The organism is Porphyromonas bobii (assembly GCF_943169685.1).
Taxonomy (GTDB): domain Bacteria; phylum Bacteroidota; class Bacteroidia; order Bacteroidales; family Porphyromonadaceae; genus Porphyromonas; species Porphyromonas pasteri.
This window is the reverse complement of sequence record NZ_CALPBU010000004.1, coordinates 166876-185628: the sequence shown is the minus strand read 5'-3', so window position 1 is coordinate 185628 and position 18753 is coordinate 166876. Positions and strand designations below refer to the sequence as shown.

11 protein-coding genes are annotated in these 18753 nt (G+C 54.9%); 10 read left to right on the top strand and 1 reads right to left on the bottom strand.

What is annotated here, in order from left to right:
- The first annotated feature begins 243 nt into the window (after positions 1 to 243).
- The 3 genes from KO088_RS05490 (at position 244) to KO088_RS05480 (ending at position 3932) form a co-directional block, all read left to right on the top strand.
- A complete protein-coding gene (locus tag KO088_RS05490) occupies positions 244 to 2391 on the top strand; it encodes a hypothetical protein (protein WP_215493907.1) in 2148 nt (715 codons plus the stop codon).
- A 331-nt stretch (positions 2392 to 2722) separates the two neighbouring features.
- Complete coding sequence (locus KO088_RS05485; protein ID WP_251419832.1) at positions 2723 to 3163, top strand: PepSY-like domain-containing protein; 441 nt, start codon at positions 2723 to 2725, stop codon at positions 3161 to 3163.
- Between the two features lie 34 nt (positions 3164 to 3197).
- Positions 3198 to 3932 (top strand): superoxide dismutase, encoded by a 735-nt coding sequence (locus KO088_RS05480; protein WP_251419830.1) that lies wholly within the window; start codon positions 3198 to 3200, stop codon positions 3930 to 3932.
- 84 nt (positions 3933 to 4016) lie between these two features.
- Here KO088_RS05480 and lpxZ read toward each other — a convergent pair whose 3' ends face one another.
- Positions 4017 to 5222 (bottom strand): LpxZ family protein, encoded by a 1206-nt coding sequence (lpxZ, locus tag KO088_RS05475; RefSeq protein ID WP_215493906.1) that lies wholly within the window; start codon positions 5220 to 5222, stop codon positions 4017 to 4019.
- Positions 5223 to 5502: 280 nt separating this feature from the next.
- Here lpxZ and KO088_RS05470 point away from each other — a divergent pair, with 280 nt between their 5' ends.
- From KO088_RS05470 to KO088_RS05440, 7 genes are all read left to right on the top strand, one after another.
- Positions 5503 to 7800 (top strand): TonB-dependent receptor, encoded by a 2298-nt coding sequence (locus KO088_RS05470; protein ID WP_215493905.1) that lies wholly within the window; start codon positions 5503 to 5505, stop codon positions 7798 to 7800.
- Between the two features lie 738 nt (positions 7801 to 8538).
- Positions 8539 to 9387 carry a MotA/TolQ/ExbB proton channel family protein gene (locus tag KO088_RS05465; RefSeq protein WP_215493904.1) on the top strand — a complete coding sequence of 283 codons (849 nt, stop codon included), beginning with the start codon at positions 8539 to 8541 and terminating at the stop codon, positions 9385 to 9387.
- A 26-nt stretch (positions 9388 to 9413) separates the two neighbouring features.
- Positions 9414 to 9890, top strand: a complete 477-nt coding sequence (locus KO088_RS05460) for a hypothetical protein (protein WP_188808140.1) — start codon at positions 9414 to 9416, stop codon at positions 9888 to 9890.
- Positions 9891 to 9926: 36 nt separating this feature from the next.
- A complete protein-coding gene (locus KO088_RS05455; RefSeq protein ID WP_215493903.1) occupies positions 9927 to 10544 on the top strand; it encodes an ExbD/TolR family protein in 618 nt (205 codons plus the stop codon).
- Positions 10545 to 10549: 5 nt separating this feature from the next.
- A complete protein-coding gene (locus KO088_RS05450; protein ID WP_215493902.1) occupies positions 10550 to 11023 on the top strand; it encodes an ExbD/TolR family protein in 474 nt (157 codons plus the stop codon).
- 312 nt (positions 11024 to 11335) lie between these two features.
- Positions 11336 to 14617: a S41 family peptidase gene (locus KO088_RS05445; RefSeq protein ID WP_215493901.1), complete on the top strand. Its 3282-nt coding sequence runs from the start codon at positions 11336 to 11338 to the stop codon at positions 14615 to 14617.
- 991 nt (positions 14618 to 15608) lie between these two features.
- Entirely contained in the window at positions 15609 to 18734 is a 3126-nt protein-coding gene (locus KO088_RS05440; RefSeq protein ID WP_251419828.1) for a TonB-dependent receptor domain-containing protein, read from the top strand.
- The last annotated feature ends 19 nt before the right edge of the window (positions 18735 to 18753 follow it).

Below are 18753 nucleotides of genomic sequence, written 5' to 3'. Positions count from 1 at the left end.
CATAAAAGACTAATTTAATGGCTCAGTAGTGCGTCTTTTAGTTAAGGAATATACGATACTCCGAGTATAGACGTTCTATACATCGTGGGTGCACATAGAGTATTTTCCCTGAGAGCAGTATCTCCTCTTTCGTACCACACACCCTACTAACATTGTAAGGGGCTTCGCCACTGCGCAGCCTCGCTCATCCCTAATCTCATCATGTTTGGTTCTTATTACCGTATGATTCGGCCTTTGGGTCTAATGTTTGTCCTTCTTCTTGCTGGCACCTCGTGCTCCAAGACAGCAGATGCACCTACCATCACGCACGCTGAGGACGACAATCGAATTACCCTGTCATCTACCAACACTGGGGAGTCCATCGAGCTGGATATCGAAGCGTCCGCAGAGGCTCTCCCTGTCCTTGGCTCTGGTGCAGAAGCCAAGTCCCTCGGCTTTGCCTACAATGGTCCCAAGAAGATTGCCCTTGAGCTTGATGAAAGCAAGACCGAGTACAAGGGGCTTGTGATCCTTCGTACCGTCGGGCAGAATCAACCCAACGGCCATGCTCCCTACATCTACTCCCTGATGAAGTGGAAACGCAATGGCAAGAAGGCTCTCACGATCCGAGGAGAGTCTATCAATCTACCTACGCACATTCCCTTCGAACGCTATGAGTGGGAGGCCATGCTTTACCTCGTACCCGATGACTTCGAGCTGAATCTAACTCCTGCTGGGAGAGTCCCTGCCTCAGATCTTATCCTTCGCTATAAGTCTCTACGTGCTGGTGGTGACCAGGGCTTGGTCAATACAACGCAGAATCGGACCTTCTCTCTTGAAGTACCTTATGGTTCTCCTTGGACCCGCCTCTCTAAGACGAAGGTTGCAGGGGGTAGAAGTAAGCTCGTGAATCCTCGATTCTACCTCCGTCCTCTTGGGACGATGGTAGCCTACACCGTACACAACTCCCGTACGAAGGCTCTTAGCCTCTCGGGTATCAAGGTCGTCTCAAATGTCCTCCTGCCTGAGGCAAAGATTGACCTCAACCCAGGCCTACTGGATAAGCTCGGTGCTAATGAGCTTCCCTCTTGGGTTGGCTACAGCTCGAACTACGAGGACCACACCTACTCTTACGACTTCCCCGTCTCTAATCTGGCTTCGGGTAGCACGACCTCTGATGCGGTCGTAGTGTGGTATCCTACCTCACGTGCTGCTTCTCGCACGAGCTTCGGCTACAATGATGGTACGGCTGAGTCAAGCCCCAGCTATCAGGTGATCTTCCCCGAAGCTTCTCGCTCTATCGACCCCGAGGCCGCCTCGCGCTATGCCACGACGCACGTCTATGCTGTCGGTGCGAGCGAAGGTGGACAGAGCATCGCTAAGCCCAATATGGCGATCGTGCCGATCATGGGGACAGACCTCAACCTCAAGAGTGGGAAGGCCTACCACATGAACTGCGAACTCTATGAGCAGCCCAATATCCAGCTGGGTTATATGTCGCGTCGCCCCCTCTCCTATGCCGCTGCAGGAAGCAAGCAGCAGACCCAGCCTCGTCTCTTCTTCCTCCCAGAGACCAAGGAGCAGATCAATGAGAATGTCAGCCTCTTCACGCTCGATCAGCTCAGCCGCTATCTGGATCGCTCTAATCCCGCACAGCCACGTCAGACGACTCCTATTCAGATCGATGGGACGAACTACTATATCCCTGACCACAACACGCTGGCGTTAGCAGGGATCACCCGTAGCAATGCGGTCTTCTATCGCAACTGGCGCTATGACGGTAATACCCCTCCAGCCGTCTCCGATGGCCGTATCGTCATGGCTGATCGTGCCTTCACTCCGATCGAGGGTGGTAAGCTCCAGCAACCTCGTCGCGAGCGCGTCATCACCTATTCTGATGGAGCTAAGCACGTCTCTACCTCACTGCTCTTCCGTCACGACACGCTCGCTGCTGTCGCAGGCCGCCCTGTGCGTAGCGATCATCAGGCGGTCTACCGCTTCACGCCTGTCTTCTTTACGGGCGTAGGCTCCAATATTAAAGACCCCTATATGTGCTATATCGAGGCTACGGCAGTCTATCTCGGGAAGTACTTCGTCGGGGATATCAAGACGTTCATCCCTCAGTCCTTCTGGGATGATCATCAGAATACAGCGAATAAGGTCGTACGCTGGTTCTTCGTCCCTGGTACGCATGAAGGGGGCATCACGCAGCGTGGGGTACGTGCTGCTTACTGGTCGCTTGATCCCTCGAACTTCAGTCCAGACAGCCGTGGGCGCTATGTCACTGCTCCCTGTATCGGGCGCTATGGGTTCTACGGCAATGAGGAATATAGCTCTGCTTCGCAAGCTGCTAAGTGGAGTGCTCGCGTCCTGCATCCCTATTCGCTCACCTATCAGGGCGACAAGCACTAAGGGCTCGCTGAAGACCTAACTATCCGCTACGGGCGGGGTGACCTCTGTGGTCGCCCCGCCCGTATTGCTTTGTGATCCCCCAAATCAACCAGTACTGGTCACCCGCGTGACCAGTACTGCTCCGACTGCGAACCAGTACTGGTCACTCTGGTCAATCAGTACTGGTCCGATCGCTGACCAGTACTGGTTGCTTTTTACTCCCGCTATATTCTTGTTTGATAGGTGGTTATTTCGGGTGGTTTTTTGGAGGAAAAACCTTTTCTCTCCACCTCACGTTATAGCGATGGTAATACACCACATTATTCACCCCCCAAACTAAGTAATTCAGATTATGAAGAGATTTCTGTCCTTGACCCTCGCTCTCCTCGTACTCACGACCCTCAGTCTGCGTGCAGGTAGCGACCGCGTCATCCAGACCAAGCAACTGCCTAAGGCCGCCCAGCTCTTCCTCGCGAAGCACTTCGCCGGACGCACTGTGTCCCTGGCGAAGGAAGATCGTGACTTCTCAGGGACGACCTACGATGTACTCCTTGCCGATGGCACCGAGATCGAGTTCTCCTCTCGTGGTGAGTGGAAGGAGGTCGACGGCAAGCGTACCGCCCTGCCTACGTCATTCATCCCCGCTCAGATCATCAATGCCCTGCGTGCTCAGCATGCTGGCGAGTCCATCGTACAGATCGAGCGCAAGCGCCGTGGCTACAAGGTAGAGCTTAGCTCTGGCCTTGAGGTCCAGTTCGACTCGCGCTACCAGATCGTCGGCTACGACGACTAAGCGACTATCACCTATTTACCCTACCACCTTCATTATGCGAATCAGATCCCTTGCACTGCTCCTCACGGGAGCCCTCGCTATCAGCTCACTCTCAGCCCAAACGAAGACGACGAAGGCTACAGCTACAGCACCTGCAGCTACGGCAGAGCCTGCTAAGCCTCCCTTCCAGCTCTTTGCCCTGCCGTATGCTACCGATGCGCTTGCGCCTGTCATCAGCCAGCGCACCGTCAAGCTTCACTACGGCAAGCACGTCGTGGGCTATCTGGACAAGCTCAATAAGCTCGTGCGTGAGAATGATATCAAGGAGCGGGATCTGGTGCGTCTGGTACGCTTCTCCTCGGGAGCGATCTTTGATAATGCAGGGCAGCTGCTGAATCACCTCCTCTACTTCAAGCAGTTCCGCCCCTACGAAGCAGGTCGCGTCACGGAGCCCCAGGGGGCTCTGCGTGCAGCTCTACTGCGTAGCTACAAGGACTTTGATACCTTCAAGGCGGACTTTGAGAAGGCTGGTGGTGAGATCTTCGGCTCGGGCTGGCTCTGGCTCTCTACCGATGAGGCTGGCGATATCTACGTTGAGAAGACCTCGAACGCCGGTACGCCCGTCACTCGTGGCCGTGTGCCCCTCCTCGCTATCGATATCTGGGAGCACGCCTACTATCTCGACTATGAGAATCGCCGTGCCGACCACCTGCGTGCCATCTGGCAGATCATCGACTGGGAGGTCGTAGGGCGTCGCTACGAAGCTCGCGCTAAGGGCGTGCAGCTGTAGTCGGCTATTTCCTCTTACGATAACGACGAGGCCCACCCTGCTGATGCGGGGTGGGCCTCGGTGCGTAATAGGGTAGAGGGCGGGCTACTGCCCTCGCCTACGGAGGAGGGTGAAGCGTGGGGAGATACTCAGGTAGGCTTCGATGAAGGAGCTGGTACTATGCGCTGAATGTGGGTGGATATAGAGCCCACCACTCACGCCGAAGGTGTACGCCTCGGACTCGATGATGCGGTAGCTCCCCTGCCAAGCGGTGTAGCGTGGGTGATGTGTGAGGAGGTGGCTTCGTCCCGCACGCCCGACGCTCTGCGCGAAGGGGATGCCCAGCGGGCTGATGAAGTCGTGCCCGTAGAAGTGACTTAGCTCCGTCTGCCAGCGTCGCCAGCTCAGGCCCGCTGTAGCGAGGAAGCCCCAGCCCTTGTCCGAGGCATAGTGCTCGCCCCGCTGGCTATAGGCAAGGCCGTAGAGTCCTGCCTGTACCATCAGGGGGTGCTTGGGGCGGGCAAACTGATGGCTGTACACGGCACCGAGGGCGGCATTGAGCCAGGTGTGCACGGTGTCGGCTCGCTCATTCAGCACGCCACCACGATGGTGGGCGACGGCTTGGAGCTGGAGCTCGAGGCGGTCGGAGGTGTTGAAGTCAAAGGCTTGGGCGGTGCTGAGCCCGAAGACGAAGGCCTCCTGATGCTTGTCGCCTCGGAAGATGAAGCTCTGCCAGTCGACCCAGGTGTCCAGTCGGGTACGCTGTCCTTCGTAGCGAATCTGCAGGCCCATCTCGGGGTCTGCGGTGAGGTTGAGCTCAGGATTGTAGAGCGGCTCGATGAGTCGGTGCTTCGCTCCGCCTTGCAGATGCCCCAGGAGGATAGCCCAGCCTGCTGCTGGCTGTATCGACGCCTGGAAGTAGGGGAGGAGGCGCAGGCGTGTATAGCGGTCACCATCGCCCCGCCAGTAGGGGAGGTCCTGATAGGCCAAGGCGGCCGGGTAGCGTGTGGCACCCCAGTAGTAGAGGTGGTACACACCGAGACGTAGCTCGATGGGAAGGTGGGTCTCGGGGCGGTAGCTGAGGTTGGCTCGCAGGCGATAGCCTGGGAGGGTATAGTCGGCGACGAGGTCGGAGGCATATTCGTCATTGCGGAAGAAGCCTTCGCCGACGACGTCCAGACCGAGGAGCGTCGTGCTATCCTTCGGGGCGGTACAGTGAGGCTCTTCACTGCGGTAGTAGGTCTGTGCTCCGAGATCGGACGCAAAGAGGAGCGTGAGGAGGAGAGGTAAGAGATGGGAGTATTTGGCCATAATGATGGGGCTAAGTGAAGGGCTTCTTCACAGCGCAAAGATAATCCCTTCGCTCCGTCCCCGTGAATCCTACTCTGAGGAGCGGGAGGATAGATGTGTACTATCGGAGGGGAGGATAGGGCGGGTCTGGTCTTTTTTTAGCTGAATTCGGGGTGAATTTGGTGATTTTATTCGCTGCAGCAGGCGCGGGCTCTACCTTTGTGGTGATTTATCCAAGACGGCGTGCTGACGGAGTGCCTTTGCCCGAGTCAGCGCATCGCCCTTAGCTTCATAATCCCCAATGCTTACCAAGAATAAGAAACAGCTACTTGTATTTCCGCTCTTTGCGCTCGGCTTTATGGCTATGCCCATGAGTCTCCATGCAGAGGAGCAGGATAGCATCCAGACCAATCCTATCGAGCAGGTCGTCATCCGCTCCTACGTCCCCCAGCGCCCTACCGCTCCTTCCATAGGTCAGCCAGCAGCGCTGACGTGGATCACAAGCCGTGACCTCAGTCAGTATCGTATGCAGAGCATCACGGACCTTACGGGGCGCGTGCCTAGCCTCTTCGTGCCCGACTACGGCTCTAAGCGCAGTGCCGCCATCTATCTGCGTGGGAGTGGTGCACGTAGCTCGGGGCAGACCATCGGGCTCTACGTCGACGGGGTGCCCGTGCTGAATAAGTCGGGCTTCAACTTCGATATCCCTGGTATCACGGGCGTCGAGGTGCTACGTGGCCCGCAGGGTACGCTCTACGGGCGCAATGCGATGTCGGGTATCATCAACTACTACACGCGCTCAGCCTTCGACCAGCCCGGAGGTGAAGCAAAGCTTACAGCAGGCTCGCACCGCCTCCTGCGTGGCTCCGTCGAGCAGGCCTTCCGCCTCTCCGATAAGGTGGGGCTGAGCTACGGCCTCTCGGGGACGACCCGCCGTGGCTACTTCTACAATGAGACCCGTCAGGCCTATCAAGATAGTCTGCGTATGATAGGTGGCTTCGCTAAGCTCGAGTATCGCCCTACGGAGCAGCTTGAGATGGCGCTCTCCCTCTCGGGCGACTACGTCCAGCAGGGAGGTTTTCCCTACCGCACGGACGACCCTCGTACCAAGCAGCCACTTCCGCTCTCGGCCGATGCACCCGAGAGCTACAAGCGCCACACGGCTACGCTGCGCTATCTCCTCAGCTATAAGTGGGGTGGGGTACAGCTCCAGTCGGCGACGAGCTATCAGTACCTCTTCGATGAGACGCAGATGGATATGGATGCCCTCCCTCTCTCGTACTTCCACGTCACACAGGGGCTGCGTGAGCATGGGCTGACGCAGGAGTTCATCCTCAAGAATCTCCGTGGCGAGCGTCCCAGCCGCTACGACTGGAGTGTCGGGCTCTTCGGCTACCACGATGCCAAGCGTGTAGAGGCCCCCGTGACCTTCTCCTATGGTGGGCTGAGTGCGCTTATCAATCAAGCGATGGCTGCCCTGAAGCAGCGCGTCCCCGCCATGCCTTCGCTCGTCTACTACGATGCTACGCGCTCGGATCGAACGAATGCAAACGACTTCCGTATGCCCGACTGGGGGCTGGCACTCTATCATGAGAGTGCCTATCATCTCACTCCCGCCTGGACGATCACCGGTGGGCTGCGACTTGACTACGAGCACCACGAGATCAGCTACGACTCCCGTGGCTATGAGCTGAGTCTCGCTGTGGCAGGGACGACTCAGGCTCTGGCTACCGCGCCTCCCGTTCACCTCGAGGGGAAGCAGTCGGTAGGCTACTGGAATCTCCTGCCCAAGCTCTCCGTAACGTGGCATCCCACCGAAGCACTCCGTGCCTACGCTACCGTCAGTCGTGGGGTGAAGACGGGGGGCTTCAATGAGCAGTCCTTCTCCGACCTCATTACCACAGCTCAGCAGAAGGCTCTTCAGGCGCAGATCTCAGGGCGTGGGGGCTTCGATAGCTCGACGATCGCTTCGGCGACGACTTACAAGCCTGAGCACAGCTGGAGCTATGAGCTCGGAGCACGCTATGCCCTCCCCTCAGCAGGGCTGGAGCTCTCCTCTTCTGTCTATCTGATGCAGGTGCGTGACCTCCAGCTGACACGCTTCGTCGCCTCGGGGGCAGGTCGTATGGTCGGTAATGCAGGTTCGTCCCGTACGCTGGGCTTCGAGCTCTCCGCCACGCAGCGCCTATGGTCTTCGCTCCGCGCACACCTGAACTATAGCCTCACCGATGCCCGCTTCACGGAGGAGACGACAGCAGCGAAGAAGGGTAACTTCGTCCCCTTCATCCCGCGCCACACTTATAGCGTGATGCTCTCGGCGAACGAGCCGCTCTCACGCCACCTGCGCCTCTTGGGTGAGGTCGAGTACGCTGGCCTCGGAGAGATCTATTGGCGTGAAGACAATACGACCCGCGAGTCCCTCCAGTCTACGCTACGTGCTCGCCTCGGGCTGAGCTACGACCGCTACACGCTCGCACTGTGGGGAGCCAACCTTACGGATAATAGCTACACGGTCTTCCAAGCAGCCTCACCGCTGGGCCGTCTTTTCCAGACTTCGGCACCCCGTACCCTCGGTGTCGACCTGTCGGTGAAGTTCTAACTCATCTCCTCGCCTCTGCCGTCCACTGCACTTCGCGTGCTGGACGGCAGAGGTGCTTATATTCCCTATATGAGTGCGTGGGCAGAGCTTATATAGGATGGCGAAGAAAGCTATATAGCTTTGGCCTGATTCCTGTATAGCTTTGTGAAGTGACCTATATTAGGATGTTGCTCCGCGTAGGGATAAAAGTTGTGGACGAGTGTCAGATAAGTTTGGACTACGTACGTAGCTCTAATATCTACGTACGTGGATATTTGGACTGACGTACCTGGTCTTTAAGACTACGTACATAGATAGAGGAAAACCACTACGGGAAGGCGCTTTTCCCTCTACGAGAACGATACTTTTCCTTCCGCTGGATAAGAGGAATACTCGCGATAAGGCGGAGGGCTTGCTTGACCACTTCAGAGAGGCATATCGGGGAATTGGTCGCACGATGCCTTGGTACTCTAAATAGAGGGTAGGATTATAGACAACAGTCTCTATATACTATTGTGTTAGACGAAGCATCGGACGCCCTCTTGTGGAGCGGGAAGACGGCTCAACTGAAGTTCGGTGAACAATGATTTTGTTTTTCGGTTGGAAAAGCTGTATTTTTGATGCCGAAAGGCTCTACACTCGCCCTGCCTTATGGCGGGAATGCAGTACTCCTCCATCTGCTTGTAGTGCTTTCAATACGTTATAGGAACAAGAAGAAACGAATAAATAGAACTAACTAACTCACAAAAACAACTCGACATGAAAAAGTTATTCGCAATCGCTGCTTGCGTGGGTCTCCTCTCTGTAGGTATGGCTAATGTAGCTACGGCTCAGAATGCAGATAGCGCTGCTGCCGCTGCTACGACTCAGGTTGATTCTGCTGCTCCCGCTGCTGACTCTGCCGCAACTGTAGCTGAAGCTCCTGCTGCTGACCAGGTCGCTGGTGAAGAAGCTGTACCTGAAACGGGCTTCCACCAGGAGCTCAAGACCAAGTTCATCGAAGGGGGTGCAGACTTTATGGCTACCGTTGCCATCGCCCTCATCCTCGGTCTGGCTATCTGCCTTGAGCGTATCATCTACCTCAACCTGGCTAACGTCAACCCCGACAAGCTCCTGCGCGACATCGAAAAGGCTCTCGTCGAAGAAGGTAACATCGAAAAGGCTAAGGAAGTAGCTCGCAACACGCGCGGTCCTATCGCTTCTATCGCTTACCAGGCTCTCCTGCGTGCTGACCAGGGTATCGACATCGCTGAAAAGTCTGTCGTATCTTACGGTGGTGTACAGGGTGGTCTGCTCGAAAAGAACCTCTCTTGGATCACGCTCTTCATCGCTATGGCTCCTTCACTCGGGTTCCTTGGTACGGTCGTAGGTATGGTCCAGGCCTTTGATAACATCGAAAAGGTCGGTGATATCAGCCCAACGGTCGTCGCTGGTGGTATGAAGGTCGCTCTTATCACGACCATCGGTGGTCTTATCGTAGCTCTGATCCTTCAGATCTTCTACAACTACATCCTCTCTCTCGTCGAAGGCATCCTCAACCGTATGGAAGACGCTTCCATCACGCTGCTTGACCTGATCGTCAAGTACGATGCCAAGAAGAACAAGTAATCCTACCCTGTAACAACAATAAAGAAATGGCTGTAACTAAGATACGCAAGGTATCCAGCACGACTTTATTAGTCCTCCTGGCGCTCAGCGTACTGATCTTCGTCCTCTTCTTCGCGGGAGGCTCGGAGCTCGACGCTAAGGGCAATAAGGACTATGCGTTTACGGGTATCTTACTTTACTGGACGTACTTCCTCTTCATCGTCACGGTCCTTGCGACGCTCTTCTTCGCTGGACGTAGCATCGCTACCAACAAGACCAAGGACGTTGTGGCACGTAAGTCCAACCTTATCTCCGTCGTCGTCCTCGTCGTCTCACTCATCCTCGGCTATGCTATCGGTAGCGGTGAGGCTATCAAGGGTCTTAACGAAGCTTCGCAGGCTTATAATACCAGTGGTTGGCTGAAGGTCACGGATATGTGGCTCTACTCCACCTACGTCCTCTTCGTCGTCACCCTCGGTGCCGTCGTCTGGGGCGGTGTATCCAAGAGATTCCTCGGGAAGTAACGGTTGTAATCAGTAACGAATAGAACAAAAAGCATTATGGCTCTGAAAAGAAAGACTCCTGGCATCAACGGATCGTCCTCGGCCGATATCGCTTTTATGTTGCTTATCTTCTTCTTGATTACAACTTCAATGGATACTGATAAGGGTCTGAAGAGGCGTCTGCCTCCGATGGCTCCAAAGCAACAGAAGCAGCAGGAGATCGAGATCAATGACCGCAACATCATGCGACTCTTGGTCAACCGCGCTGACGAGATCGTGATCTCGCGTAAGGATGCGTCTGGCGTCGACCAGCTCATCCCCGTCAAGCTGGATGAGTTGAAGGACTACGCTGTCGAGTTCATTACGAACCCCGAGAACAAGCCCTTCCTCCCTGAGCTTGAGCGTCGTGAGATCGAAGGGCTGGGTGAGCGTACCGTCATCACCTCTGGTTATGCTATCTCGATCAAGAATGAGGTCGAGACCAGCTACCAGCAGTACGTCAATGTCCAGAACGAACTCATCAAGGCCTACAATGAGGTCTGGGATGCCTTCGCTAAGAAGGAGTTCGGAGGCAAGACGTTTGAGGCGCTTTCCCCTTCCGAGAAGAAGTCTGTCCAGGATGCATATCCTATGCATATCTCTGAAATGGCTCTCTCTAACCTTGCAAAGAAGTAAAAGACATGGGTAAATTCAGTAAATCAGGTGGGCGTGAGATGCCCGAGCTAAACACTTCGTCCCTCCCTGACTTGGTATTCGCCTTCCTCTTCTTCATCATGATGGTTACGACCATCCGTGAGGTTACCCCGAAGGTGAGCTTCAGTAACCTGCCTACGGCTACTGAGCTTACGAAGCTCGAAGAAAAGTCGCTCGTTACCTTCATCTACGTCGGTAAGCCCAACAAGGAATACCGCGAGATGTACGGGTCTAACTCAGCGATTCAGCTCAACGACCAGGTCACGCAGAATCCTACGGCTGTGTACAGCTACCTCAAGCAGTCACAGTCAAAGATCAAGGACGAGCGTCGCAACCTTATGCAGGTCTCTCTGAAGGCCGATAAGGATACGAAGATGAACATCATCTCTCAGATCAAGGAAGAGCTCCGACGCGCCGACGCACTTAACCTAAGCTACTCGGCTCGTAAGCGTAACAACTAAGTCACGCTTCTCTCTCCGATATTATTCCCTCAGAAGAGAGCCCTCCAGCGCACCTCCGTGTGTCTCGGGGGCTCTCTTCTTTTTTGTTCCACTCACTCCCGCACACTTTTCTCCCGAGTAGAGGTGGCTTCCTCACGGGGATATCTCATAGAGGAGGTACTCGATTTCGGAGCGCCTCTTACTTGAGACTTCAGCTTGCAGGAAGCTTTCGTCTGCAAGGGCACTTTCATCGCTTAGGGAGCTGTGGGTCTTAAGCCTCCGCATGCAGGTCATCCGCACGCACATACCACACTATACACATCCGTATCGACTATGAAACGAATACTCACTTTAGCTCTTGCATCGGCTTTGGCTTTACCTGCTATGGCTTATGCAGAGAAAGGATCTCCCCTTTGGCTGCGCCATCAGCAGATCAGTCCCGACGGCTCGCAGATCGCCTTCTGCTACAAGGGGGATATCTACACCGTACCGACGGCTGGTGGGCAGGCACTACGCCTTACCTCTAATGCCGCCTACGACGGCACCCCTATTTGGAGCCCCGACAGCCGTTCGCTGGCCTTCTCCTCCGATCGAGAGGGGAGCAAGGACGTCTATATCGTCAAGGCTGACGGCTCAGGTCTACGTCGCCTGACCTATAGCAGCGAGAAGGAGGTGCCCGTGGCCTTCCTCGATGGCTCTACGCTCCTCTTCCAGTCCTACGTCATGCCTGATGTGAAGGATGGTATGTATCCCTGGGACTGGTTCGTACAGACCTACTCACTTGACCTCTCTAAGACTATTGCTCGCCCCAAGCTCTACGGCGCCTATCCTATGCTGATGCCTTCGCTGCGTGATGGCGAGATCCTCTACACCGACGTCAAGGGCTATGAAGATATCTGGCGTAAGCACGCTATCTCGCCTGTGACACGTGATATCTGGCTCCGCTCCAAGGATGGCAAGCACACGAAGCTCACGACCTTCGGTGGGGAAGACCGTAATGCTGTCTGGGATAGCAAGGGCGGCTTCTACTACCTCAGTGAGCGCGAAGGCTCCTTCAATGTCTACCACCGTGATGCTGCTACGGCTGCCGCTGCCGACAAGAAGATCACTTCTTTCACGAAGGACCCCGTTCGCTTCCTCTCTATTGCCTCTAATGGCACGCTCTGCTATGGCTTCGATGGCGAGATCTACACTCAGACGCCTGGTGGTCAGCCCACGAAGGTGAATGTCTCCATCGTCCGTGACCAGGAGGAATCGGCTATCAATCCTGAGACGATCCGTGATGGCGTGTCGTCCTTTGCCGTCGCTCCCAGCAATAAGGAAATTGCCTTCATCGTCCACGGTGATGTCTTCGTCACCCACACCGAATACGGCACGACGAAGCGCCTCACCAGCACCCCCGAAGAAGAGCGTGATGTCGACTTCAGCCACGATGGCAAGAAGATCGTCTACGCTGCTGAGCGTAATGGCGGGTGGAATATCTATATGGCTGAGCTGAATCGCTCGGATGACCCCCTCTTTGTCTATTCGCGTGACATCAAGGAGACGCAGCTGACGAAGAATAAGGAAGCATCCTTCCAGCCTCTCTTCTCTCCCGACGGCACGAAGGTGGCTTACCTGCGTGACCGCACGGGCATTTACGTCCACGACCTCAAGTCTGGCCGTGACTACAAGGTCCTCGACAAGAAGTTCAACTACTCCTACTCCGACGGCGATATCAGCTACCGCTGGAGCCCCGACGGCAAGTGGATCCTCGCTGACTATATCGGTCATGGCGGCTGGCAGCACCCTGACTGCGCTATGGTCAAGGCTGATGGCTCTGGCGAGATCGTGAACCTCACCGAGAGCGGCTACTCCGAAGGCTCGGGTAAGTTCGTCATGAAAGGCAAGGCCGTCCTCTTCTCCTCTGACCGCGCGGGCTACCGTAGTCATGGTAGCTGGGGTGCAGAGCGTGACTACTACCTGATGTTCCTCGATCGCCAGGCTTACGAAGACTTCAAGCTCTCAAAGGAAGATAAGGAGCTCCAGAAGGAACTCGCTGACCTTACGACTAAGGACAAGAAGACCGACGAGAAGAAGGATACCAAGAAGCCTGCTAAGAAGTCCACGAAGAAGTCGGCTAAGGCTGATGCAAAGGATGCAAAGGATACGAAGGAAAGCAAGGGCTTCACGCCTGACTTCACCGACCTGGATCATCGCACGGTCCGTCTGACGCGCGCCTCAGGCTCACTCTCTGACGCCGTCATCACCGATGATGGTAAGAAGCTCTACTACATCGCTAAGTATGAGAACTCCTACGACCTCTGGGAGCGTGATCTCGAAGAGCAGTCTACGAAGCTCCTCAGCGCACGTGTCGGTGGTGGTAGCCTGACGCTCGGTCAGGACGGGAAGACCGTCTATGTCGGCACGTCCTCTGGGCTGAATAAGCTCGATGGTGGTCAACTCAAGGCTATCAGCTTCGCTGCTGAGTTTGAGCATCGTCCCGCAGCTGAGCGTGAGTATATCTTCGACCACGCATGGCAGCAGGTCAAGGAGAAGTTCTATGACGTCAACCTCCATGGTGTCGACTGGGACTACTACCGCAAGACCTACCGCAAGTTCCTCCCCCACATTGATAATGATGAAGACTTTGCTGAGCTCCTCAGTGAAATCCTCGGCGAGCTGAATGCTTCGCACACGGGTGGTCGTGTCTTCCCCAAGCGTTGGGCTAAGCAGACGGGTTACCTTGGCGCCTTCTACGATCAGAAGCACACGGGCAATGGCCTCAAGATCGAGGAGATCCTCGCTGGTGGTCCGCTCACGCACTTCGGTGACAAGATCAAGGCCGGTATGATCATCGAGAAGATCGATGGCGAAGTCATCGATGCTGATCGTCCCGTAGAGCTCTACCTCAATGGTAAGGTCGGTAAGCGCGTCAGCGTCACCTTCCACGATCCTAAGACGGGTAAGCGCTTCGAGGAGTTCATCCGCCCCATCGGTCAGTCTACGCAGAAGGATCTCTTCCACCGCCGCTGGGTACAGCAGCGTAAGGATATGGTCGAGAAGCTCAGTGGTGGCCGTATCGCCTACATCATCGTGCCCTCGATGAATACGTACAGCTACCGCAATGCTTACAAGGAGCTCCTCGGTAAGTACCGCAACTATGATGCAGTCATCGTCGACACCCGCTACAATGGTGGTGGTTGGCTCCACGAAGACCTCGTCTTCCTGCTCAGCGGTAAGCTCTACTCTCGCTTCACGCCTCGTGGTCAGTACATCGGTGATGACCCCATCATGCAGTGGACTAAGCCCAGCTGCGTCCTGGTGAGCGAAGGGAACTATAGTAATGGTCATGGCTTCCCCTGGGTGTATAAGACCCTCGGTCTCGGTAAGGTCATCGGTACGCCTGTCGCAGGTACGATGACGGCTGTCTGGTGGGAGACGCAGATCAATCCTTACATCGTCTTCGGTATCCCTGAAGTTACCTGCGCCGATGTCAATGGTGTCGCTATGGAGAACCAGACGCTACAGCCAGACATCGAGGTCTACAACACGCCTGCCGACTACCTCTCTGGTCGTGACGTCCAGCTCGAGCGTGCCGTACAGGAGATGATGAAGACGATTAAGAAGAAGTAACTTCCCCCGCACTTTCACCTTTGAGGTAGCGAAGATCTTTCGCTCTCGCTACTTCGAGGTACTCCGCCTGCCCCTCCCACTGAAGGCGCTGATCCTGAGCGATCAGCCCTTCGGTGGGAGGGGCTTCTTTATGCAGTAGAGTGGAGCCGCGCGGAGGGTAGGGGGGGAACTCGTATTGGTCGCTACTCCGACCACTATAGCTTTGTGAAGTGACCAATATTTAGGTTATTGCTCCGCGTAGGGATAAAAGTTGTGGACGAGTGGTAGATAAGTTTGGACTACGTACGTGGCTCTAATATCTACGTACGTAGACTTTAGGGTTTTCGTGCCTGGTCTTTAAGACTACGTGCGTAGACAGAGGAAAACCACTACGGGAAGGCGCTTTTTTCTTCACGAGAAGGACACTTTTCCCTCCGCTGGATAAGAGGAATATTCGTGATAAGACGAAGGGTTTGCTCGGTCACTTCGGAGAGATATATCGGTGGGCTCTGGACGTGCGATGCCTTAGCATACGAAATAGAGGACTGGACTCGCGGCAACAGTCTCTATTGGTTACCCGCCGACCACTATTGGTTTGTATGCCGAAGCCGTATTGCTTTCTCTTGGTCGCACTATAGCTTCGCTTAGTATCCTCTTATTGATGTGTCTATTGATCTCCCGATGTATTTCATACATTGATATATAGGGGTGGGGGATAGCTTGCGCTCTTTCGTGCTCTCTTGGAGGCGTATGAGACGGGAAAATTGCGTAAAAAGTGAAGAAATTTCCGATCAGTATGCCATCACTTTTTGACGAAGTTTGTGCCTCTTCGCTGGCCGAATTATGGCAAAATGTGGCAGAATGACGTGATGGAAGTGGCTGAGTAGGTGGAATGTTTTGTTCATTAAAAATATTAGGAAGTAAGACCTATTTCCGAAGGTTCTTTATATAGCTTTTTATCTATATTTGCTACCGCAATTCGCACTAACACAACAATGCATCAACTTTGATTATGCTAACTCGATTACGTAGTCTATTCGTCGCCCTGATCCTCGTGATCATGGGTGCGATGCCCGTGTGTGCGCAGACCATCCAAGCTAAAGGTAAAGTCATCGACAGCGAAGGTAAGGCCCTCGCTGGCGTCTCTGTATCCGCTAAGCAGGACAAGGCACTGCATACCACCACGGCATCTGACGGTACCTTCTCAATTCAAGTAGCCGAGAAGACGATCCTTGTCTTTACTCTGACAGGGAAGCAAACTGTAGAGCTGGTAGCTACGACCACGCCCATGCAAGTTACTCTCCCCAATGCAGCCCCTGAAAAGAAGGAGACCACTACGGTCGTCTCTATGCGTCAGGCTACATCGGTGAAAAGCGTCTACTATCCCCTGTGGGTCATCGATGGAGTGATCTACAAGGAAGACAAGGACTTCAACGTCGCCGACCTTGCTTCTCCCGAAGCTAAGCGCCTCATCGCAGCCGCTCTGCCCGGTCTCTCGGAGAGCGACATCCAGAGCTTCCAGGTCATCAACGATGCTTCTGCTACCGCCCTCTATGGTCAGCGCGCCCTCGGGGGGGTTATCTCCGTCCGCACGAGTAAGGCTGGGCAGGGGACGAACTCCTTCACTTATCAGGCCGAGCTTACCTATCGTGCCATCCCCTCCTACCGTGAGTTCAATATCCTGAACTCTCAGGACCAGATGGCCGTCTTCAATGAGATGGCTAATGGTAAGAGCCTTGACAACGAGGCTGTCTTCATCGCCTCGCGCTATGGGGTCTATGGCTACCTCTACAATAGCATCTATAATTACAATGACCTGACTGGCGAGTACGGTGTACTCAATACCGATGCAGGTCGTGCTGCTTACCTCCGTGCTGCTGAGCTTCGTAATACGAACTGGTTCAAGGAACTCTTCCAGCACAGCATCCGCCATCAGCATACCCTGACTTTCTCTACGGGTACGCAGAAGGCGAACTACTATGCTTCGCTCAACGCTAACCTTGACCCAGGGTGGAATAAGTACGAGAACTCTCAGACCTACTCGTTCAACTTCAACGCTGACTTCCGCCCCTTCAAGGGCTGGAGCTTTGGTATCCGCTCTACGGCCTCCTACGGCAAGGTGCACTATGGTGGTGACTGGCGCCCCGGTAGCTATGCTCCTACCGCCAGCCGTACGCTGGATCCTAATGCCTTCTATGCGTATGACTACACGCCGTTCAATATCAAGCACGAGCTCCAGCACAATACTCGTGACTATAAGACGGCTAACCTCTCTCTGCAGGCTACCATCAACTGGCAGCCCATCACGCAGCTTCGTCTCTCTGCCCTCGGCGCACTCCGCTATCGTGACCAGTATGGTGTGACCGACCGCGATGAGCACTCCAATGCTGCAGAGGTGTACCGCAATATCAGCAAGAGTATCATCCGTAGCTATAGCGACTACCTCTACAAGCCTCTCGATGACCCCACGGCTCTGCCTCAGATCGTGATGCCCTATGGTGGTATTCGCAATTCGCAGAATATCATCGATGAGCGCTACGATGGCCAGATCAAGGCGCACTACAATGACACTTTTGGTAGCAACGGCGAGCACAGCCTCTCGGCTGTCGCTGGTCTCGAAGTCTTCGAAGAGCGTCACCTCAATGAGTGGTTCGATGCCTATGGGGTCAACTATAACCTCGGCTATCTGACTACCTACTCGCCTCTGCTCTTCACGAACCTGCGTAATAAGAGCAAGCAGTACTATAGCATCCATCCCACGCTGGACCGCGGGGTCTCTCTCGTCGGTAATGTCGACTATACCCTCCTCGGTCGCTACCGTGTGAATGCTTCTTACCGCCGTGAAGGGACGAACCAGTTCGGTCGTGCTCGCACCATCCGCTACATCCCCACTTGGAACGTCGGTGGTAACTGGTCTATCGATCAGGAAGCCTTCTTCCCCAAGCTCAAGCCCCTGTCTTCGCTCTCGATGAGCCTCTCCTACGGGATGTCGGGTACGATCCCTTATGTGCACAATGCACTGCCTCGTCTGAAGACGCTGCTTCCCTTCTTCGGGGATGCTAACCTCATCGAGCCAGGGGTCTATATCAATGAGCCTGCTAACTACGACCTGACCTATGAGAAGATGTATGAGCTCAACTGGGGCCTCAACTTCGGTCTCTTCGATGAGCGTATCTCGGCAGGTATCACCCTCTTCAATCGTCAGGGTCGTGACCTCATCGACCAGGTATTCCCTCAGGGTACTGGTGGCTTCGTCGACTATCTCTATGGGAATGTCGCTCAGATGAGTGCCAAGGGGATCGAGCTCTCGCTGACTACGAAGAATATCCAAACCCGCGACTTCTCTTGGTCTACCTCGATCACCTACTCGCGCAATACCAATAAGGTGACGCGCCTGAATACCAGCCCCTCAGTGACGAACCTCACGGACGGTGCTGCTCGTCAGGGCTACCCTCTGAACTCACTCTTCTCCATCCCCTTCTATAAGCTGGATGAGAATGGGCATCCTCGCTTCTTCCTCCCTAACGGTGCTGATGTCCTGCCTGATGGCCGCCACATCACCAGTCCTAAGACGGGTGGTCAGGTAGCTTGGACGGCTTCTAATCCCGAGGAAATTGACTATCTCCTCTACTCGGGTACTCTGACACCTACCGACCAGGGTGGTATCAACAATAGCTTTAGCTTCAAGAACTTCCGCCTCGGTGTCTACGTCTACTACTCCTTCGGTGGCGTGATGCGCCTGCCCCAGCAGTTCGCTACGAAGTACAATGACTACCAGATCATGGGTAAGGAGTTCAACCGCCGCTGGCTGCGTGCTGGTGACGAAGAGCGCACGAACGTCCCTGTGATCGCTACGGATGCTCACCGTCAGGCTAACCCCTACCTGAGCAATGCCTACACGAACTACAACAAGTCTGATGTCCGCGTCGCTAAGACCGACTACATCCAGCTGCGTGATATCTCTCTGAGCTATACGGTACCTAAGGCCTTCGTAGACCGCCTGCGTCTGTCATCGCTTGCCCTCAAGCTTCAGGCCTCCAATGTGGCACTCATCTATGCTGATAAGAAGCTCAATGGTGCGCTGCCCTATAGCTATGACCCTCACTCCTACATCTTCACCGCTACTGTCGGGCTTTAGTCTGATGGTATAAAGGATC